Genomic DNA, 18,790 nt, shown 5'->3' with positions numbered 1-18,790 from the left:
GAGCAAGAGCCAGCACAAGACTGGCTCTTGTCGTTAACGCGTACACGGGCAGTTAGACAAGCGCCGCGTCTTTTTCCGGTGCCGGAGTATGGTCAGGCAGGTAGCGGTAGTATTCCGCATCTTTCGCTGGTGAAAGAGTGTGCCCCATGATCATGTCCGCTGCTTTTTCCGCCACCATAATCGTCGGCGCGTACAAGTTGCCATTGGTGATCGCGGGGAACACGGAGGCATCGACCACACGCAGGTTATTGACGCCATGTACCTTGAGTGACTCATCGACCACCGCCATTTCGTCGCTCGCCAAGCCCATTTTACAGGTACAGCTTGGGTGATAAGCACTTTCCCCTTCGCGTGCCACAAAATCGAGGATCTCCTGATCTGTTTGCGCCGCGCTCCCGGGCGAGAGTTCTTTGCCACGTAGATGATCAAAGGCCGGCTGGGCGATAATATCACGGGATACACGGATTGCTTCGACCCACTCTTTACGCTCTTGTGGCGTGGAGAGATAGTTAAAGAAGATCTCTGGCTTCTCATCCGGGTTCGTGCTGCGAATTTTAACATGGCCACGCACATCGGTATTCATTGGTCCGACATGCAACTGGAAACCATGTCCTTTGTTCGGTGCCGAGCCATCATAACGGATCGCCAGTGGCAAAAAGTGGAACTGCAAGTTCGGATACGCCACCTCATCATTACCTCGCACAAAACCACCCGCTTCAAAGTGGTTGGTGGCCGCTGCGCCTTTACGACGGAATAGCCAATCAAAACCAATTTTCGGTTGATTGTGGAACTTAAGCGCGGGATACATGCTGACCGGTTCTTTACATTCATACTGCACGTAGAGTTCAAGATGGTCTTGCAAGTTCTCTCCCACCCCAGGCAAATGATGAACAGGCTTAACACCCAAATTTTTCAACATGGTCTCATCGCCAATGCCTGAAAGCTGCAATAGCTTCGGTGAGTTGATTGCACCACCACAGCTGATGATTTCGGCGCCATACGCGGTTTTCGTCCGTCCCCATTTACGGTATTCCACGCCAATCGCGGTTTTGTTTTCGAACAGCACTTTGTCTGTTGTCGCGCCAGTGATCACTGTAAGGTTCTTACGGTTCATCACCGGGTGTAAGTACGCCCGAGCCGCGCTGTGGCGACGACCTCGATAGATATTTTGATCGAAAATACCAAAGCCTTCTTGCTGGTAACCGTTCACATCGTCCGTCAACGGATAACCTGCTTGCTGCGTCGCATCAAAAAAAGCACTGAACAAAGGGTTATCACAGTTCGCGGTAGTGATGGCCAGCGGGCCATTATTACCGTGATAATCATTTTGACCGGCCAAACGTGTTTCGCATTTACGGAAATACGGTAAACAATGGGCATAATCCCACGTTTTAAGTCCATGTTCGTTGGCCCACTTTTCATAATCCAACGCGTTGCCGCGAATATAAATCATGCCATTAATGCTACTACTACCACCGAGCACTTTACCGCGAGGCTGTGCAATACGACGATTGTGCATATTTGGCTCGGGCTCAGACTCATACAGCCAGTTGTATGTGCTATCGGTAAGCAAATAAGTTAATGCGGCAGGCATGTGGATGCGAAAATCCAACCGATAGTCTGGCCGCCCTGCCTCGAGTAGCAATACGTTGTTATCTGGGTTAGCACTTAGGCGGTTCGCCAGAACACAGCCTGCCGAGCCTGCACCGACAATGATATAGTCGTAATTTTGTTGCTGTCCCATAAAACCTCCAAATTTTGTCCTTCCCGTGTGCAGGGCATTAGCCCGGAACAGTCGCAACACAGGTAATGGGTATGATTGTGTAGAGGTTTCCTTTTTGAAATTTTTATAATTAGCTTGATGTTTGTTCATCAATGCATTGTTGTAGCAACCGATAGTGGTGGCTAATCGTTGCCTGCGCCTTAAACGGCTCGGCAGCGATAATGTGGTTAACGGTCTGTTGCCAGTTTTCCACGGTTTGGCGACGATATTTTGCCGCCTGATAAAGGGCGTAATCGTGCGAACTAAACCCTTGCTGGATAGCATGCATCACCCATTCAAAAATCGGGTTGCCTGACATCGCAGCAATCAGCAGGTTCAGTGCGCGATCGAGCTCTCCTAAGCGATCCAAATCCGGATTCTCTTCAGCGGCGAGTGCCGCAAGCTCTGTGACGCTTTCACTGAGCTGTTGTTTTTGCGAGTCGGTACCACGGCTAATGGCGAGCAACACCAGGCTTTGATCAACGGTTTCACGAAACTCCGCCACCTTGTCTGCTTGTACATGGCTTTGCTTGAGAAAAAGCGCCAGTGATTCACTAATGTTATGCACATCAACCTGACGTACTACCGCACCACCTTTTTGGCCTTTACGGATTTCAATCAAGCCTTTTTGCTTGAGTGACTGAATGGCTTCTCGCACCACACCACGGCCAGTACCAAATTGTTGCTGCAGTTCACGCTCACTGGGCAATTTATCCCCCGGCTTTAACGCCTCAGACAAAATCGCCGACTCGATTTGCAATGCTACATCTTCACTCGCTCGGCCCATTTGGACCGGGTGAAACAGGCTACTGGTGGATGTCGTCATGGTTACCCCTTTGATTTGGTAGTACCAAACTAGCAATTTTTGCATTATAAAGTCAAATACCCTCTAGCGACTCTTCTTTTGGTACGACCATTAAATATCATCGGAAAGACCAGTATGGTGTTGATATAATTGATAAAAACAAAAAATCCCGCTTGGTTTTCACCGAAGCGGGATTTTTACATGATATAAACGGCAACTAACTTTGGTAAACCATTCGCCACTCTCGTTCACCCGTATGGGGATCGGTTTGCTCGCGGTCGACCACAAATCCATGACGCTGATAAAAGGCATAACTGGCTTTGTTTTTCTGGTAAACGGTCAAATCAATGACGGTTTTTTGTTGCTTAGCATGCATCAACAACTGACTGCCCACACCTTGTCCCTGCTTGTTAGGTGACACAAAAATCGCCGCTAATGTATGGTCATGAAGCGCATAAAAACCCTCAATAAGCCCTTCTCGCTCAGCGACCCATACTTCCGCCATCGGCAAATAGGCTGATCGCATCGCCTCGCGCTGTTGGTACCAAAAGTCCTCGCTGATAAAGTCATGCGCGGTTAATGACGCGTTTAACCAGATATCAAGCACGACATCTGTGTCCGCTGGTCGCATACGACGCAAGCGAAGTGACGTCTCGGAAGTCGATACCATGGTTCCTCCTGATTATCGGCCTGACAGCAGTGCAGGGTTGATCACGAGATTCCTTACACCGTGGGCATGATGCTCATCAAATACATTCGCGTGGCACCAGCGCTGCACACTAGCAATATCAACTTTCTTGACGTGTGGACGGACACGCCATGTGACTTGGAAAGGAGAGCCTTTTTGGTTATAGCCTGGTCCTGTGGTTGAGCCTAAGTAAGTGACGGGGTGACCGCTATCTTCTGGTAAATTGATCGCTTGGTAACGCCCTTTACGTTGAGCCACTTTAGCAAGCTGAGCAAAGTCACTCGCCTTGGGATCATTAACCACAACCAACACTTGTGCCTCAACACGTAACTGCGGATTATGGGTCGCCTCACTCAGGCACGCGCCAAGTGTTGGTCCAGGCGCCACAGAGGCGGAACTGTAGACGTAATGCAGCTCCAGCGTGTCCCCAACGCTGACAGATTGATGCTGGCTTGCACAGACGGGCTGGTCGTAAGACGCGCGTTCACTGTCCGATAAAGCACCTGAATACAGGTAGCCACTGTGGTAGCCGTGACCGTCCCCAGCCCCTGCGAAACGCGTGAACTCCCCGCCTTTGTGCTCTGCATTTTTATGGAAGTGGATATTACAGAGATTCATCGATTGCGCTGGCGGTGCATAGCTAAATTGCTGCGGGTTGGTACCGTGAATGGCATCAATATCACGCGGCGATTGGGGGCCGAACCCTTTATCTTGAGTCGCGTGCGCAAGCTCATCACGCTGTTTGGTGATTTCGTCGCTCTTATCGGACGCTGCTAATGATGTAGAGGTAACGAGTATGCCTAGCGACAAGGAGGCAAGAGAAAGTAACGTTTTCATAGGCCTTTTTATATCAGTAAAAACCCGCGAGTCTATTCGCACTGAACGCTAGTATATTGATCTCTCTCGTAAAAAAGTGTGTAACGGTCAGGTTAAAGAACGATTTTGGAATCGCCATCACTGAAAAATGCAGAAAACCATAGGCTTGCGAGTAACGGTGAGAGGTCACTGCGCCTTTGACAACGAATAAGCCCGCCCCTCTTGGCTTCTAAAGCCAAGATTAACTCAGTGCGTCAATCAACTAAGCGGTTTGGTCATAAAGTGTAAGGCGTGATTCAACGGGTAGTCATCCAATGTCATCTGACATTGATAGCCCTGCTTTTCGTAGAAAGGTTTGGCTTGGAAGCTTAAGGTATCAACAAACGCCATTTTGCAGCCCGACGCCTTGGCGTACTCTTCCAAATTACTCAATAAATGGCTCCCCACGTGGCGATGACGGAAGGCGTCATCGACCCAAAGGTATTTAATCAATAGCCATTGCCCCCATGTATTCGCCACAACCCCGCCGATGCGTTCATCGTTATCATTGTAAGCATAGCCGGCAAGAGAGCCTTCAGGAAGGCCAGCCAAAAAAGGGGCGTTGCTTTGCTGTAGCTGCTGTTGAATGGCAGCGACATCGTCGTCACTCGGGCTCGCATCCATGCGGTATTTCATTGGCTTAGCTATCCATACTGTTCAACACACGGCATATTATGCCCTGTGTAGTAGGGACAATCTGTGCCCATGCGCACCCTATTGGCGCTTACTCGTGCTCTATTGGCTTCGCAGCCACAGAACACTGAGTAGTGACTGTAAGTTTGGGCCAATGCGTTAACCATTGTTTATCATCAAGGCGCTGCTGAAACACTTGCCATGGGCGGGCAGGATTATGGCTAAGCTTCAATTCAAACAAAGATTGAACCCCAAAGGCAGCGATGACTTCGCAGCGTTGGTTCATATCAAGGCGAACAGCAATCGCGGTTTCTTTCTCTGGCCAAAAGCGCATCGCATCCAGTGTACTTGCATAAGGAGGATCTTGGTGTTTCTCGTGCATTCGCGCCTGGTTACGTACCTGCCAAGTCATTTCTGGCATGGTCTTTTGCAGTAGCTGCTCTAAATATTGTTCGCGTTCTGTACTGGTATCTTCAGGATCATAGAAGACAACATCAATATCGTTAAGTGTACTCGACGAGTACTTGTGAAGCGCATCCCACACCAAATTACGAATAAATCCAGCGGCAATATAACACTGAGGGAGGTTTAAGGCTTGAACACAGCGAAGTGCACGCATCCTAACAGGATCTGCCTCAATCAAGTCAATCAAGGCGCGTCGGTATGTCTTCTGGCATAAAAAGAACTGGTGCTGATGACGTTTACGGATCCGACGACGCTTCATGGGTTAACCACCGCGGCGGATGTCTTCAAATATTTCACGTGATACATGGTAGTTGTACTGCCTGGCAATCTTCTGGGCAAAAAACAGCTGTGGTAATTCAAATAGCACTAAACCCGCCAAAATCAAACCAAAATAAGGCTGATTCAGTACTAAGCCGATAATGGCGATGACCAACAGCGTACATTCTACGACAAACAACCCATACTTTCGCAAGTAAAGATGATGTATCCCCCCTAAGAATCCCCAATTCAGCGCCGCGTAAGTATCGGGATCTTTAAGCTGTCTTGATTGCTCGGCAAAAAAGCGTTTTTTCTGGCTTTGAGTTAAGCCATTTACCTGTTGCTTAAGTTCGACCTCTTGTGCTTCTAGCGCTTCTATTGGTTGGGTAAAACGCATTAAGGCACCTCATCGTAAATTTTTTCTAGCGCATTGGGGTTATTGCAGCGGCGAACGCGCGCCAAACCAAGTTGCCAGCCACGGATTGCGCCGTATCTTTCGATGGCTTGGCGTGTATACTCCGAGCACGTCGGCTCGAAGTTACACTCAATATTAAACAGTTTCTTTGATCCACCTTTTGCTTGATAGCGGTGGATCAAAGAGAGCGACAAATACTTGAGCATTAGCGACCCAAAGTCACAATCACCGCTTCACGTTGCCAGAATAGCATATAGCGTTTCTTTTCAATAACTTGAAAAACAACCTGCCAGCCGTCTTGTGCATACTGGTTTAGCTCTGCTTCTAAGCGTTGCAACGGTAATCCACTTGAGCCCAGTAGCAAGGTGCCGCAGCCACCTTCAACAATATGAACGACTTTATACTCGGTAAACTTACTCATCTTTTATCCTCAAACTCACAACAACATAACCAGGTGTGGTCATCGTTGAACACCCCTGCCAAAAAACCGGCACATTTTGTAAGAATTTTTTTGTTTGTTCAAAAACTTATTATTAAAGGTGTATTTTTTTGAAGCCAGTTCACGCGAATTACTCATTGTCTTGCTATTCAAGCAAAGAATTACGTTTCGCAGTTAGCACATGGTCTTGCCAACGGCCGTTGATTTTGAGGTAACGGCGAGCATAGCCTTCGCGCTCAAACCCCAGCTTGGTAAGTAGCCGCTCACTGCGCGTATTATCGGGAATATAGTTGGCCATCACACGGTGCAACCCAACCTGCTCAAACACAAAACGGATGCCTGCTTGGATGGCTTCGTGCATGTAGCCCTGGCCTTGATAATGCTTGTCAGCGGCATAACCTAACAGACACGCTTGAAAAGCGCCGTGAATCACGTTGGTGAAATTGCACACCCCTATCACATCGTCCCGTTCATGATGCAAAATCACAAACTTGAAGGCTTGCTGCTGTTGAAACAAGTCTTTCGCCTCTTGCAGCGCGCGCTGCCAATAGTCTTCGCGGTAAAATGCGGCAGGACGTATGGGCTCCCATGGGGAAAGGTGAGCACGATTTCGCTGATAAAACTGCGCCATCAGGTCGGCTTTTTCTGGGGGAAGTAAAACTAATCTCGTCCTTGGCGTGCTTAGCACTTGGGCCTCCTTGCATCGATTGGCGCGACGGACAGTACTAAATTCTATAAAAAATGCCGCCTTGGAGGCGGCATCAGAGACTACCAGATATTCACCCGCTGATCTTCGGGTAAATACATGCCATCCCCTTCTTTAATATCAAAGGCTTCATAGAACGCAGGCACATTACGCGGCGCACCCAGCACTCGATACTTTGGTGGCGCATGCGGGCCCAGTGACACGCGCTCACGCAGCGCATCTTCACGCATTTTCATTTTCCATATCTGCCCCCAGCTGAGGAAGAATCGCTGCTCGCCGGTATACCCGTCCATCACAGGAGACGGTTCACCGTGCAACGATTTTTGATAGGCGCGGAAGGCGGTAGTCAAACCGACTAAATCACCAATGTTCTCACCCAAGGACACTTTGCCGTCAATGAACAAGCCCGGCAATGGCTCAAACTGGCTAAATTGCTCAGCCAGCTTTTGGGTGCGAGCATCAAAGCGCGCGCGATCCTCATCTGTCCACCAATTTGCAAGGTTACCATCCCCATCATAACGCGAGCCCTGATCATCAAAACCGTGTCCCATTTCATGACCAATCACTGCACCGATACCGCCATAGTTCACGGCGTCATCCGCATTCATGTCAAAAAACGGCGGTTGTAAGATCCCGGCGGGGAACACAATCTCGTTGGCGGTTGGGCTGTAATAAGCGTTGACCGTTTGCGGGGTCATGCCCCACTCTTTGCGATCAACCGGCGCACCAATCCGCGACAGCATATCTTGATAGCCCCAGCGTGCGGCACGTTTGCTATTGCCAATCAAGTCATCGGCGTTGATGGTCAGCGCGCTGTAATCTTCCCATTGCTCTGGGTAGCCGATTTTGGGCGTGAATTTACTCAGCTTATCCAACGCTTTCGCTTTGGTTTCATCACTCATCCACGATAATGATTCAATCGAGTCTTTAAACGCAGCACGCAGGTTATCAATCATGGTTTCCATACGCGCTTTGGCTTGCGGTGGAAAGTAGCGCGCGACATATTCTTGGCCGAGCGCTTCACCCAACACCCCTTCGGTGGCTTGTACGCCCCGCTTCCAGCGGTCACGCTGTTCAGGAATACCATTGAGGGTTTTGGAGTAGAACGCAAATTGACGTTCAACCAGCTCATGGTTAAGGCGCGGTGCAAAGGCATTGAGGGTACGAATGGTGAGATAATCTTGCCACGATTGCAGACTGGTTTGCTCAAACACCTGCCCTAGCGCCTCAAAATAAGATGGCATGCGCACCACAACCTCACCGGCTTTGTCGATACCCGCGCGTTTGGCAAAACGTGCATAATCAAACCCGCCCATCAACTGGTTGAGCGCCTCAATCGGCATTTTGTTATAGGTTGCTTGCGCGTCACGGCGTTTAGCGCGTGTCCAGTGGTGTTCTGCCAGCGTTTTTTCTAACTGATAAATACGGGCAGCGCGTTGCTTTGCCTGATCGTAACCCGCTAAGCGCAGCATGTCTTCGAGATAGCGTTTATAAGCGGTGCGGATACGCTCAGCATCCTCGGTGTCGCGGAAATAATAGTCTCTATCCGGCAACCCCAACCCGCTTTGGCTCAGATACAGGGCGTTATAGTCCGGATTTTTCGCATCGGCCCACGCATAAAAACTAAACGGGATCCCAACGCCAACTTGTCGCAAATCGGCCATCGCGTAAATCAACGCAGGCTTCGAGGAAATCGCGGCAATACGATCGAGCTCAGGTTTGATTGGCGTCACCCCTAGGGCATCGATTTTATCTTGGTCCATATAGCTAAGATAAAAATCACGCAGCTTTTGCTCGTTGGAGCCAGGCTTGAGATCATCACGCGCCACCAGCTCATCAATGATCCCTTTCAAGCGCTTTTCATTTTCTTCAGCCAAGATACGGAACGCACCATAGCTGGACATATCATTGGGGATTTGGGTTTGGTCGTACCAAGTGCCATTGACGTGACGAAACAAGTTATCTTGCGGGCGAACCGAACGATCAAAGTCTTGTAGATACAGACCTGATTCGCGCTGCACTTCAGCGTGTGTGGTGTCAGCAGCGTACACCTGGCCAGGCACCAAGTTCATCACACCTAGTGCTAGCGCGCCCCCCATTGCGGCGCGTTTTAATCGCACTCGATTGACTGTATTTTTGTTCATCATTCGTTTACCTAATTCCTTCCATAACATGGCTCAAGCAGCGTAATCTTGTCGATTCCCGAAAAAGACATGCGCTGCTCACGACATAAGGTCTCGATAGAGCACCACACAGTGATAATCACGCCCCTCGTCTTGCTCGGGTTCAAAATGGGTAATACGACAAAAACCTTGCTGATACCAGAATCGAAACGCGCGAATGTTTTCGGCATAAACATTCACCCCCATGCGTCGATAGTCCCCATAAGCTTGCACGGTTTCAATCACGCTCGCAACCGCTTCGCTGCCATAGCCATGTTTTTGATATCTTGGAGAAATAGTGAGCATGGGTAGCCAAACACTCTGTAAATCGGGCGCATTGAGCGAGATTTGTAGATAGCCGATATCTTTACCATCATGGGTCTGAATACGACGAAGATAAAACGCCTCTTCCACATCAGGCGCTTTTTTCTCCGCACTGTCGGCAATCAATGATTGGTAGGTGGATAACGACCAAGGTTTAAACGTGGGATCTTGATATTGCAGATGCTGATTTTGCTCAAACATCGCTTTGACACGCTTTGCATCGCAATATTCAAACGGACTAAAACACAAACGCTTAGAGCGCCATGTGGCTGGGAACATGCTCAATTCCTATTCTATCAGCGCATACAGTGATTATTATCGCGCTACGTACCTTATCCAAACTGCATACTACTCGTTTCGCTGCCAGTGGTAATCCATTTGCTTGGCAACGCGCAAGGCTAAATCTTCGCTGTGCAGATCAGCCACCAGCTGCAAACTCATATCAATACCTGCAGAAATACCTGCGGAGGTGAGATATTTTCCATCCCTCACCCAGCGCTTACCTGATACCACACTTAATGGCGGATAAGCACGGCTGAGGTCGTCCATGTCTTCCCAATGCGTGATCACCTTTCGACCATTGAGTAGTCCGGCCTCTGCGAGTATGAACGCCCCCGTACAGACAGAAGCCGTACATTGAGTGATCGCATCTTGTTGCTTCACCCAATCGATCACCGACGGGTTAGTAACTTGCTCATGGTGAACGCCGCCGACAACCAGCAGCACATCAAGCGTCGGATGGTTGGCGAGATGATAATCTGGCACGACACGCAAACCGCCGCGCGCCAGCAAAGGTGAGTCTTGTTCAGCAATCAGTCCAACCTGCCAACTGTCCGCGCCCAAACGTTTTGCGGTGCTAAACACCTCAAAGGGTCCGGCAAAATCGAGCACCTCTGCGTGCTCATACACATAAATACCAATATTCATCGTTTGCTCTTACATCCATGTAAGTTGAAGATTCTACTAAGCGCTCTGTTTTAAGTACTTCTTCACCTTTTTTAAGGCCATTTGTCGTTTTAATGGCGAGAGATAATCGATAAAAAGGTTTCCAGATAAGTGGTCGATTTCATGCTGCATAACAATGGCAAGAAAATCATCGCGCTCTATCGTGATCGATTGACCATTGCGATCAAGGGCCGACACCACAACAGACGAGTATCGCTCGACATCTGCATAATAGCCGGGCACGGATAAACAACCCTCCTGACCCATGGCTTTGTCAACGCCAGATACAACCACCGGGTTAATGAGCACTAAAGGGTCATCCCGGCGTTCAGAAATATCGATGACGACAATCGCCTCTTTACGACCCACTTGCGTGGCAGCCAATCCAATACCGTTGTCAGTGGCATACAACGTCTCAAGCATATCATCAATCAACGTCTGTACGGCGGTAATATCCGTGACTGGCTCTGCTTTTATGGCCAGCCTTGGATCTGGCGCGGTAATGATTTCTAACATACGGGCTATCTATTTCACAGGTTAAGGGTGAGGAGGAATAAACTTATCAAAGCGGCTCTCCATACAGGCACTGATATCGGTGGTGATAAACTTACCCTGATAATACAAACTGAAAATGGTGGCCGGTGAAGGACATGCTTGTGCTTGGCTCAATGTCTCTAAATGATGCACTTCAAGCGGGATACCGCGCTGAGCACAGCTTTGTTGTAACGAGTTCAGCACATGGTATTCCGCATAAGGACAACGATGGGAGTAATACGCCACACACCCTTCGGTTGATACCTTAGCGGTATGAACGGATGCCCGAAACTGCGGTATTTCAGCCGCGTCATTCAACGGATAATACAACAGCACAAAGCCATTAGGGGCTTCATCCGCCACGTTGAAGCCTTGGCCTTTTAACCATTTTGTATCACTCATAAAGTGGTATTTCTTTTTACCGACCACGGCGACTAGGCCTTGCTTATTTTGCTGCTTAGCCGCTTCAATGGCGTCAGCTAACAGTTGCTTGCCGTGTCCATGTCCTTTGTATTTCCCAGAGACCCAAAAGCAACCCAATGCCAGATAACCCTCCGCTTGTATAGGCTGCCAAGTGGTCTCTGCTGGGCCGTATTCGATAAAGACTTTGGCGCGTTCATCCAAACGGCGAAAACGGTATCCGTGCTGATGCTCCTGCTTTAGCCACTGCTTTTTCGCCTGGTAGCTGGCTTGGCACTTTTTATCCGAGAACGCACAGCAGATATGCGCATCATCCAAGGTTTCTGGGGTTAAGGTTAGGTAGGCCATATTCACCTCCACACAGGTGTATTGATGGTATACCTTTAACCTACCGTAACCGCATCGGTGATGACTCCAACTTGGTCACAAAGCCATCAATTTTATGACAGCCTAATCGCCAAGCTTGATTTTTATCTCTCTAAAACGCGAGTAAAAGAGGCAAATACGTGGCTTGGACCTTTCTGTTTTTCGAAAATATAAAGTCCCTAATATGGTGGCTACGTTTCGGACTCTCCAGAGACACATCGATGGATGATAACGCTCGGCAATTACTTGACCACCTATGCCAAGGCTATGACCGATTAGCCCAACGTCACCAAACGCGCGCTTTTCCAGAGCTCTCCACCGCTATCAAGCACCCACTCGGCTATTGCCTGGTTCACTGCCCGATCGGTAGTCAGCGATTCTCGATTGTTTCGCTACAATTTGCCCCCAGCGTGCGCGGCCAAGGGGTACTGACGGCGTTTATCGATTATATTCAAGCGCATCCGCATCACTACCGCGGCATTGAAGTCGCCACCATCCAAAACCTTTGCCTAGCGAGGCGATTGCTCACACTCGGTTGGCAATATAAATCTGTTCTGACCAAGCTATTTCGCGCCAATACCCCTACCTTGGTGCATGATTTCTAATAAAAATACGGAAGTGTTCGCGAAGATGGGTTCCTATTAATGAGGATTCTCCATTGCACCACAGGTGTTGCGGCAGCAAACGCACAGCGTACTGCATTCTAGGCGTTTTGAGGCGTGAATGCTGCTTTTTCTTACAGCCGCCATGACAGTGGCTCTTACCTCTACTACCTTTTTAGACGGTAATGCCTAAAAAGCATCTTTATAGGTGCTTTTGGGTAGGCTAGGCCTAATACGAATAAGCATAATAGGGGGAAGCAACATGAAAGAGAGAGTCTCCTCAGGGATTCTTGGACTGGATCAAGTCTTGAATGGCGGCTTCCTCCCCTCAACGGCGGTATTGGTGAGAGGTGGGCCAGGTTTAGGTAAAACAACCACAGGCTTACAGTTTCTCTCTGCGGCGTCACGAGAAGGCGAGAGTTTGTTTATTGGCTTTCAAGAGGCAGAGGATCAGCTCAAAACCAACGCGACAGCGATTGGCATTGACGTTGCGAACATCACCTTTCTTAGCTTGGCGCCAGACGAAACGTTTTTTAAGGAGAACGAATCTTATGACATATTCGCCTCCAACGACGTAGAGCATGAGCCTGTCACCAAGGCCATCGTCGAAACGGTGGAAACACTCAAACCGACTCGAGTCTTTGTCGACTCCTTTACCCACTTGCGCTTTCTCACCGCAGATGTTTTTCAGTATCGTAAAGAGGTACTGTCGTTTATCCATTATCTCACCGAACGTGGCGCCACCGTTTTGTTCACGTCAGAACACAGTGACTCCTCGCCCGATGACGACTTACGCTTTTTATCCGATGGCGTGATCTCACTGAGTCAAACCCCGATGGGGCAAGAACTCTGTGTAGAAAAATTCCGTGGGTCTGATTTTTTGAAGGGCTGTCATCAGATGCGCAATGGCGCTCACGGGGTTGAAGTGTTCCCACGGCCACTTCCTCCTAACGAAGAACTGGTACCAGGACGATTTGAACCCATCTCGACGGGCATTGCATCTATCGACAATCTGCTTGGCGGTGGACTAGAGATGGGGACAGTGACGATGATCACCGGCCCATCTGGCATTGGAAAGTCGACCTTAAGCAGCTGTATTGCCGAGCAATATAGCCATAGTCTAGGTCACGTAAATATCTACCTATTCGAGGAAGAAATCTCCTCATACCTTCACCGGGCACGACAACTCAACATCACACTGCAACACCAAGCGGAGGCAGGATGTTTAACCATCGAACAGATCGAGCCTTTGCAATATTTAGCCGATGAGTTTGCAGCCAAGGTGTACAAGGATGTTGTTCAAAATAACACTCGCCTGGTGGTGCTTGATAGCACAGCCGGTTTTAAACTGACCTTGCGCGAGGAATCGATTCAAAACCGTTTGCATGCCCTCGCAAAAGGTTTATCGAGAATCAATGTCTCGGTGATCCTGGTGAACGAGACATTTGCGCTTTACGGCGAAGACAGCATTTCTGAAAAAGGCATCAGCTACTTGTCGGATACGATTATTTCCCTGTCTTACTATGCGGACGATACCACGCATTCACAGATTTCGGTGATGAAGAAACGATTGAGTGATTTTGATCGCAAGCCTCATCAGTACCTGATCGGCCCCGATAAAGTGCAAGCCGTAGCTGTTTGAACAAGAGGTAAGCGAGGTGACGAATAAAAACGCGGCGTCATTAACGGTTTTTTTGTGCGTGAAATCATCGGGTAACCGAAAAGTGTTGGCCGATTCTCTTGAAGAAGCGGGTTATCATTGTCGACCTTTGAATAGCGAAGCCGATATGCAGGCTGCAGCGGCGATTGGCGGTAAAAAGCTTGCCCTGGTCGACACCAGCGGATTTGGCGCCAACGTGTGGCGATTATGCGAAAAGCTACAACAGATGAACACCGCGTTTATTGTTCTCTCACCACAGAAAATGCTGACAAGTGCCAGCCAAGCCTCCCAATATGGCGCAGTTAGTATCATGCAAAAACCCGTCGCCAAAAAGGCCTTGATGCAGCTCGTTGCTGGTTTCACGGGTGAGGAGTAACGATGACCAGTACGGTTAGAACCTTACCAATAATGGTAAACCCCGAGCAAAAAGCAGAAAGCAAAGACGATGGATTACAGCGTATTCAGGGTGCCAACGTTTTATTGGCTATCCATAACCCCAACAACTTGGCACTACTGCGCGAACAACTGAGCAGCGACTTCCGAATTTATGAAAATCCAAGTGATATAGACAATATCGAGTTTGACCTTGCGATCATCGATATCCCCTCTCTCGAGCAGTATAAAGACGCATTGCAAGACAAAAAGACCCGATGCGAGCCCACACTTTTACCTGTGATGCTCATGCTCTCTAAGCGCGACCTCAAACACAAACTTCGCCCTTACCTGGCACTGGTGGATGAATTTATTACCATGCCCGTTGATAAAGTAGAGTTTATGGAACGCGTTGTGATGCTGCTTAGAGCACGTTTTTTAGCTATTAGCCAACGCGATAAGCTTTATTATCTTGCTACCCATGACAGGGTGACCGGTCTCCCCAACGAGCAGCGGTGTATAGAGCATGTCACCGACACCATCCTCTCGGCGTCAGTATTAAATCAACCTGTTTACGTGATTGTTTTTTCCATTAATCTCGATCAGGTTTTTAAGTCATTCGGCCATTCCGGGCTCGATCAAGCGGCGGTGATATGCTCTCAACGAGCCGTCAGCGCGATTACCGATAATGATAAGCTCTTTCGCCTCACGACGGATACTTGGTGCTTGGTTAACCCACCCGGCCAAAACAGCTTGAATCACACTTTATCTGTCTGCCAACAACTGATCAGTGCCCTTAGTGTCCCTGTTAGCATTGAGCATGACCTGATTCATCTTGATATCGCTATCGGCGTGAGTCATTACCCCGATGATGCTGTCAATACTCGCCGTATACTGGATGCAGCTATTAACGCGATCAACACTAAGGCCCCCAACACCCCTCACTTCTATTCAAAGCGACTTCAACAGGATGCGCTGCGCTATATTCGGACTGAGACATTGCTACGACAAGCCATCACCAAACAGCAATTTGAGCTTTGGTACCAACCGCAAATAGACTTTGCAACGGGTAAAGTGATCAGTGTCGAGGCCTTGGTGCGATGGCGGTTACCGAATGGTAACCTCGTCTCACCGGGTGACTTTATTCCAATAGCAGAGAAAACGGGGCTCATTACACAAATTGACAGATGGGTGATCATTCAGGCATGTGAAACCATGGCACGCTGGCAAGAGCAGGCATTATGCATTGAGCGCGTGGCGGTTAATGTGACGGCATGCGATGTGGAAGAGGATGACTTTGTTAGCTTTATTGATGATATTTTAAAGAAGAATCACATCCCTCCTCCCAACTTAGAGCTAGAAATCACAGAAGGCGTGTTCTTTCATTCTAAATCAAAGAACCTTGAGAAACTCAGCCAACTACGTAAGCGTGGCCTCAGTATTGCTGTCGACGACTTTGGTACGGGCTACTCCTCGTTGAGTTACCTGCACACGTTGCCAATTTCTACGCTTAAAATCGATCGCTCATTCATCAACAGCATCTTAACCAGCGAAAATGATATCGCGATCACTGAAAGCATTATTTGGCTAGCCAAAACATTCAAACTACAAACCGTTGCCGAAGGTGTCGAAACCGCGGATCAAGCCAATTATTTGAAAAATTTAGGCGTTAACATTGCCCAAGGCTTTTATTACGCCAAGCCCATGCCGGAAGAGCAGCTAATAGCGTGGCTACAACAACAAACCAACGTTAAGCCAATAGAACAACGGCAAAGCCAAATGTCTTGAGTGAGAAACGACGCCCCGCCCTGTGACATAGGTACTCGCCCAGCTACAGTTGCTCAGCAAGCCTTTTCAAGTAGCTTTTGGCTAAATCGTATTGTCCTCGGCTCAGCCATTTGATGCAATCAAACAGCTCCCAAATCAGCCCTTCATCACCGCTTGTATAGACGGGAAAATGCTCGTGCTTAGGGGCTGGCTCATCCGTCACTCGCGCTGGAATGATTCCTGCCTTATCAAACAAAACGATAAAGGGCGTTGAGAGCCGAAACGGCCATTAGGCTTACTTAAAACAAACTTCCGCCCAACGCGCTAAGCCTGCGGTGACTGAGCCAAAGTAGTCGCCACTCACCACAGGAATGTTCGGTAGCTCTGCTTGTACAGCTTCCCGCAAGAAGGGCGAGCGTGCCGAGCCGCCTGTCATAAAAATCACGTCAGGCTTTACATCGGCCTGCGCGACCACATCGTGAACTAAGGCGGTCATCTTACGTTTGGGCGCTTCAATCGCATCAATCATGTCATCGCGCGATACATCAACGTCCACGCGCTCGGAGAACAGCTTAATACCCGCTCGGTAAGCGGCTTGATCCGACAACGCAATCTTTGCCTCTTCCGCACGACGGACAATGTTGTAACCCAGCGACTCGTGATAGACCTCAAGCAAACGGGCCAGTTTATGTGGCTCTTGCGCTTGCTTGTGCAGCCCTTTGAGCACGGCCAAATTTTCAAACGCATAGAAATCGTTTTGCGCTTGCACGTTGTTAATCGCGATAGGGTTGGAAAACTGCGTAATCGGCATCTCAATGCCAGATTCCATTTTGCTGCCCATCCCAAACGGGAACATCATTTGTTTGAATGCCAACGCAATATCTAAGTCATTGCCGCCAATACGCTGGCCTTTATGCGCTAATAAACTTGCACTGCGATCGCGACTACCGCGCCATGATGGCCCCATTTCAATTAAGGAACAGTCTGTGGTCCCTCCACCGATATCGACCACTAGAACAATTTGGTCTTCGCTCAGTGTCGCTTCATAGTCCAGACCGGCAGCGACCGGTTCAAACTGAAATTCAATCTGTTTAAAGCCTGCCCGCTTAGCCGCATTGAGCAAAATTCCTTCAGCTTGGCGGTTTGCCGTCTCGCCCCCACGGCCTTGAAAATTGATAGGCCGACCGATCACCGCATCATGAATACTCTGTTGGGTTTGGTGTTCGGCTTGAGTTTTGATGTTGTCCATCATTGCGCATACTAGGTCTTCAAAAAAGCGCAATTGGGCATCACGTAAACCTGATGCGCCAAGGAAAGATTTAGGCGATTTCACGTAGTACATATCGCGCGGATCATCGAGATAGCGGTCGAGCGCCGCTTGACCAAACGCCATGTCCTCCGCCTCAAGTTCAATACTTTCCTCTCGATTTACATGGATCGCGCGGCGCAACATCTGCTCGCCAATCGTATCTAGCGGCTTGATGCCCCGATGACGAAACAGATACTCAGACACCGATTCGCGCATAGGTGCGGCAAGGGAGGAAGGAATAAACGTGCTATCTCCTTCTAGGCGTAACAGCGTCGGCTGACCATTTTCAATCTTTGCCACCGAACAATTGGCTGTACCATAGTCAAAGCCGATATACATAAATGCCTCTCACCGCAGAAAAAGTCGGCAATGCTACCTCAACCGTCGCGGGATTTCTAACATCAGAGCGACGAAGCCAGTCTGGCTGTCTGGGCCTGTGCCCCGCTACCCAGTGCCATCCTTGTGAACCTGAATTACACCTTGTCGGCAAAATAGGCCATGATTTCCGCAGCCGTCATAAATTATTATTGATCATCTCTTTGATAACTCGTGCCTTAACAAAATGATCTAACTGATGGGTCTGTATCCACCATGTTGCAGCTTCCATCAACTGCTCCGGGTCGTCATTTTTGTTTTTGAAGAACGCATAAAATGACACGCCAACATTCTCGCCTTTCGCTTTGATTTTTTGCTCACACACTGCCAGGATTTTCGCTCTCAGCTCCGCTCTCATACGCCCCTACTTTATCCTTAAATGAATAAGTTCTGCTCTAGTTCTAAAAGGCGCTTTTTCAGTGACAAACCGCCACCATAGCCAATGAGCTCCCCTTGGGTGCCGATAACCCTGTGACAAGGAATGATGATCGCCAACGCATTTGCGCCATTAGCATTGCCAACCGCGCGCACTGCGGCTTCATTACCAATCGATACTGCCAGCTCTTGGTACGTCGCCCTGTCACCGTACTGAATGTTGCTTAATGCATTCCATACCGACCGTTGAAAATCGGTACCCGCCAAGAGTAAAGGCAGATCGAAAGTTTTTCGCTCACCCAAAAAATATTCCTCGAGCTGAGCGCGAGTAGCGGCTAAAACATCATTGCTCTTTTCTACAAACTCAGCGTTAAGAATCCGTTTAATGCGCTCATCAACGGCCCTTCTCATCTTGCGATATCGGAAGTCACACAAGCAAAGCTTATCTTGATACGAACCAAGGATAAATTCGGCATAAGGATGTTTATAATACTGGATATTTATTGTATGCATTATGTTCTCTTTTGAATGACTTATCCATTGAATACGTAAG

Annotated in this window: 22 protein-coding genes and 1 pseudogene; 4 read left to right on the top strand and 19 right to left on the bottom strand. The window is 48.8% G+C overall.

What is annotated here, in order from left to right; all coding sequences use genetic code 11:
* Positions 1–52: 52 nt before the first annotated feature.
* The 15 genes from betA to BZG20_RS11000 all read right to left on the bottom strand — a co-directional run bounded on the left by betA (position 53) and on the right by BZG20_RS11000 (position 11,759).
* Positions 53–1,744, bottom strand: a complete 1,692-nt coding sequence (gene betA, locus BZG20_RS11070) for a choline dehydrogenase (RefSeq protein ID WP_077579026.1) — start codon at positions 1,742–1,744, stop codon at positions 53–55.
* A gap of 109 nt (positions 1,745–1,853) precedes the next feature.
* A complete protein-coding gene (locus BZG20_RS11065; protein WP_046073785.1) occupies positions 1,854–2,588 on the bottom strand; it encodes a GntR family transcriptional regulator in 735 nt (244 codons plus the stop codon).
* Positions 2,589–2,784: 196 nt separating this feature from the next.
* Entirely contained in the window at positions 2,785–3,237 is a 453-nt protein-coding gene (locus BZG20_RS11060; protein ID WP_046073046.1) for a GNAT family N-acetyltransferase, read from the bottom strand.
* Between the two features lie 12 nt (positions 3,238–3,249).
* On the bottom strand, positions 3,250–4,092 hold the full coding sequence (locus tag BZG20_RS11055) for a delta-class carbonic anhydrase (RefSeq protein WP_077579025.1): 843 nt from the start codon (positions 4,090–4,092) through the stop codon (positions 3,250–3,252).
* 237 nt (positions 4,093–4,329) lie between these two features.
* On the bottom strand, positions 4,330–4,734 hold the full coding sequence (locus BZG20_RS11050) for a GNAT family N-acetyltransferase (RefSeq protein WP_338012967.1): 405 nt from the start codon (positions 4,732–4,734) through the stop codon (positions 4,330–4,332).
* 100 nt (positions 4,735–4,834) lie between these two features.
* Positions 4,835–5,362 carry a nucleotidyltransferase family protein gene (locus tag BZG20_RS11045; RefSeq protein ID WP_046073043.1) on the bottom strand — a complete coding sequence of 176 codons (528 nt, stop codon included), beginning with the start codon at positions 5,360–5,362 and terminating at the stop codon, positions 4,835–4,837.
* A 108-nt stretch (positions 5,363–5,470) separates the two neighbouring features.
* A complete protein-coding gene (locus BZG20_RS11040; protein WP_046073042.1) occupies positions 5,471–5,863 on the bottom strand; it encodes a hypothetical protein in 393 nt (130 codons plus the stop codon).
* Positions 5,863–6,087, bottom strand: coding sequence for a membrane protein insertion efficiency factor YidD (yidD, locus tag BZG20_RS11035; RefSeq protein WP_077579023.1), 225 nt, complete (start codon positions 6,085–6,087; stop codon positions 5,863–5,865). The genes BZG20_RS11040 and yidD overlap by 1 nt, the downstream gene beginning before the upstream one ends.
* On the bottom strand, positions 6,087–6,302 hold the full coding sequence (locus BZG20_RS11030; protein ID WP_021022754.1) for a DUF4177 domain-containing protein: 216 nt from the start codon (positions 6,300–6,302) through the stop codon (positions 6,087–6,089). Before BZG20_RS11030 ends, yidD begins: the two co-directional genes overlap by 1 nt.
* Before the next feature lie 163 nt (positions 6,303–6,465).
* Positions 6,466–7,008, bottom strand: coding sequence for a ribosomal protein S5-alanine N-acetyltransferase (gene rimJ, locus BZG20_RS11025; RefSeq protein ID WP_077579022.1), 543 nt, complete (start codon positions 7,006–7,008; stop codon positions 6,466–6,468).
* An 80-nt stretch (positions 7,009–7,088) separates the two neighbouring features.
* Complete coding sequence (locus BZG20_RS11020) at positions 7,089–9,173, bottom strand: M13 family metallopeptidase (RefSeq protein WP_198531477.1); 2,085 nt, start codon at positions 9,171–9,173, stop codon at positions 7,089–7,091.
* Positions 9,174–9,248: 75 nt separating this feature from the next.
* Positions 9,249–9,791 (bottom strand): GNAT family N-acetyltransferase, encoded by a 543-nt coding sequence (locus BZG20_RS11015; RefSeq protein ID WP_077579021.1) that lies wholly within the window; start codon positions 9,789–9,791, stop codon positions 9,249–9,251.
* A 69-nt stretch (positions 9,792–9,860) separates the two neighbouring features.
* On the bottom strand, positions 9,861–10,439 hold the full coding sequence (locus tag BZG20_RS11010; RefSeq protein ID WP_077579020.1) for a DJ-1/PfpI family protein: 579 nt from the start codon (positions 10,437–10,439) through the stop codon (positions 9,861–9,863).
* Between the two features lie 36 nt (positions 10,440–10,475).
* Positions 10,476–10,973: a peptide deformylase gene (gene def / locus BZG20_RS11005; protein WP_077576509.1), complete on the bottom strand. Its 498-nt coding sequence runs from the start codon at positions 10,971–10,973 to the stop codon at positions 10,476–10,478.
* A 21-nt stretch (positions 10,974–10,994) separates the two neighbouring features.
* Positions 10,995–11,759 (bottom strand): N-acetyltransferase, encoded by a 765-nt coding sequence (locus tag BZG20_RS11000; RefSeq protein ID WP_077579019.1) that lies wholly within the window; start codon positions 11,757–11,759, stop codon positions 10,995–10,997.
* Between the two features lie 239 nt (positions 11,760–11,998).
* On the opposite strand from BZG20_RS11000, the gene BZG20_RS10995 reads away from it, so the two are divergent.
* The 4 genes from BZG20_RS10995 (at position 11,999) to BZG20_RS10980 (ending at position 16,199) form a co-directional block, all read left to right on the top strand.
* Entirely contained in the window at positions 11,999–12,382 is a 384-nt protein-coding gene (locus BZG20_RS10995; RefSeq protein WP_077579018.1) for a hypothetical protein, read from the top strand.
* 259 nt (positions 12,383–12,641) lie between these two features.
* Positions 12,642–14,021 carry an ATPase domain-containing protein gene (locus BZG20_RS10990; RefSeq protein WP_077579017.1) on the top strand — a complete coding sequence of 460 codons (1,380 nt, stop codon included), beginning with the start codon at positions 12,642–12,644 and terminating at the stop codon, positions 14,019–14,021.
* 16 nt (positions 14,022–14,037) lie between these two features.
* Positions 14,038–14,415 carry a hypothetical protein gene (locus BZG20_RS10985; RefSeq protein ID WP_077579016.1) on the top strand — a complete coding sequence of 126 codons (378 nt, stop codon included), beginning with the start codon at positions 14,038–14,040 and terminating at the stop codon, positions 14,413–14,415.
* A gap of 2 nt (positions 14,416–14,417) precedes the next feature.
* Positions 14,418–16,199: an EAL domain-containing protein gene (locus BZG20_RS10980; protein WP_077579015.1), complete on the top strand. Its 1,782-nt coding sequence runs from the start codon at positions 14,418–14,420 to the stop codon at positions 16,197–16,199.
* Positions 16,200–16,242: 43 nt separating this feature from the next.
* On the opposite strand, the pseudogene BZG20_RS16185 reads toward BZG20_RS10980, so the two are convergent.
* From BZG20_RS16185 to BZG20_RS10960, 4 genes and pseudogenes are all read right to left on the bottom strand, one after another.
* A pseudogene (locus BZG20_RS16185) lies at positions 16,243–16,464 on the bottom strand (hypothetical protein); the annotation flags it as partial.
* Between the two features lie 9 nt (positions 16,465–16,473).
* Positions 16,474–17,826: a molecular chaperone gene (gene yegD / locus BZG20_RS10970; RefSeq protein WP_077579014.1), complete on the bottom strand. Its 1,353-nt coding sequence runs from the start codon at positions 17,824–17,826 to the stop codon at positions 16,474–16,476.
* Positions 17,827–18,001: 175 nt separating this feature from the next.
* Positions 18,002–18,220, bottom strand: a complete 219-nt coding sequence (locus BZG20_RS10965; RefSeq protein ID WP_077579013.1) for a DUF6500 family protein — start codon at positions 18,218–18,220, stop codon at positions 18,002–18,004.
* Positions 18,221–18,237: 17 nt separating this feature from the next.
* Positions 18,238–18,750, bottom strand: coding sequence for a methylated-DNA--[protein]-cysteine S-methyltransferase (locus BZG20_RS10960; protein ID WP_077579012.1), 513 nt, complete (start codon positions 18,748–18,750; stop codon positions 18,238–18,240).
* Between the last annotated feature and the right edge of the window lie 40 nt (positions 18,751–18,790).

Origin of the sequence: Salinivibrio sp. IB868 (assembly GCF_001995655.1) — a bacterium.
In the GTDB taxonomy this organism is placed as follows: Bacteria; Pseudomonadota; Gammaproteobacteria; order Enterobacterales; family Vibrionaceae; genus Salinivibrio; species Salinivibrio siamensis.
The sequence above is the reverse complement of the archived record's forward strand: the minus strand, read 5'-3'. Positions and strand labels throughout refer to the sequence as shown.

What these genes read in the sequence shown, in the direction of transcription:
- betA (WP_077579026.1), bottom strand. Translation starts at nt 1,744, where the DNA reads ATGGGACAGCAACAAAATTACGACTATATCATTGTCGGTGCAGGCTCG.
- BZG20_RS11065 (WP_046073785.1), bottom strand. Translation starts at nt 2,588, where the DNA reads ATGACGACATCCACCAGTAGCCTGTTTCACCCGGTCCAAATGGGCCGA.
- BZG20_RS11060 (WP_046073046.1), bottom strand. Translation starts at nt 3,237, where the DNA reads ATGGTATCGACTTCCGAGACGTCACTTCGCTTGCGTCGTATGCGACCA.
- BZG20_RS11055 (WP_077579025.1), bottom strand. Translation starts at nt 4,092, where the DNA reads ATGAAAACGTTACTTTCTCTTGCCTCCTTGTCGCTAGGCATACTCGTT.
- BZG20_RS11050 (WP_338012967.1), bottom strand. Translation starts at nt 4,734, where the DNA reads ATGGATGCGAGCCCGAGTGACGACGATGTCGCTGCCATTCAACAGCAG.
- BZG20_RS11045 (WP_046073043.1), bottom strand. Translation starts at nt 5,362, where the DNA reads ATGCGTGCACTTCGCTGTGTTCAAGCCTTAAACCTCCCTCAGTGTTAT.
- BZG20_RS11040 (WP_046073042.1), bottom strand. Translation starts at nt 5,863, where the DNA reads ATGCGTTTTACCCAACCAATAGAAGCGCTAGAAGCACAAGAGGTCGAA.
- yidD (WP_077579023.1), bottom strand. Translation starts at nt 6,087, where the DNA reads ATGCTCAAGTATTTGTCGCTCTCTTTGATCCACCGCTATCAAGCAAAA.
- BZG20_RS11030 (WP_021022754.1), bottom strand. Translation starts at nt 6,302, where the DNA reads ATGAGTAAGTTTACCGAGTATAAAGTCGTTCATATTGTTGAAGGTGGC.
- BZG20_RS11020 (WP_198531477.1), bottom strand. Translation starts at nt 9,173, where the DNA reads ATGATGAACAAAAATACAGTCAATCGAGTGCGATTAAAACGCGCCGCA.
- BZG20_RS11015 (WP_077579021.1), bottom strand. Translation starts at nt 9,791, where the DNA reads ATGTTCCCAGCCACATGGCGCTCTAAGCGTTTGTGTTTTAGTCCGTTT.
- BZG20_RS11010 (WP_077579020.1), bottom strand. Translation starts at nt 10,439, where the DNA reads ATGAATATTGGTATTTATGTGTATGAGCACGCAGAGGTGCTCGATTTT.
- def (WP_077576509.1), bottom strand. Translation starts at nt 10,973, where the DNA reads ATGTTAGAAATCATTACCGCGCCAGATCCAAGGCTGGCCATAAAAGCA.
- BZG20_RS11000 (WP_077579019.1), bottom strand. Translation starts at nt 11,759, where the DNA reads ATGGCCTACCTAACCTTAACCCCAGAAACCTTGGATGATGCGCATATC.
- BZG20_RS10995 (WP_077579018.1), top strand. Translation starts at nt 11,999, where the DNA reads ATGGATGATAACGCTCGGCAATTACTTGACCACCTATGCCAAGGCTAT.
- BZG20_RS10990 (WP_077579017.1), top strand. Translation starts at nt 12,642, where the DNA reads ATGAAAGAGAGAGTCTCCTCAGGGATTCTTGGACTGGATCAAGTCTTG.
- BZG20_RS10980 (WP_077579015.1), top strand. Translation starts at nt 14,418, where the DNA reads ATGACCAGTACGGTTAGAACCTTACCAATAATGGTAAACCCCGAGCAA.
- yegD (WP_077579014.1), bottom strand. Translation starts at nt 17,826, where the DNA reads ATGTATATCGGCTTTGACTATGGTACAGCCAATTGTTCGGTGGCAAAG.
- BZG20_RS10965 (WP_077579013.1), bottom strand. Translation starts at nt 18,220, where the DNA reads ATGAGAGCGGAGCTGAGAGCGAAAATCCTGGCAGTGTGTGAGCAAAAA.
- BZG20_RS10960 (WP_077579012.1), bottom strand. Translation starts at nt 18,750, where the DNA reads ATGCATACAATAAATATCCAGTATTATAAACATCCTTATGCCGAATTT.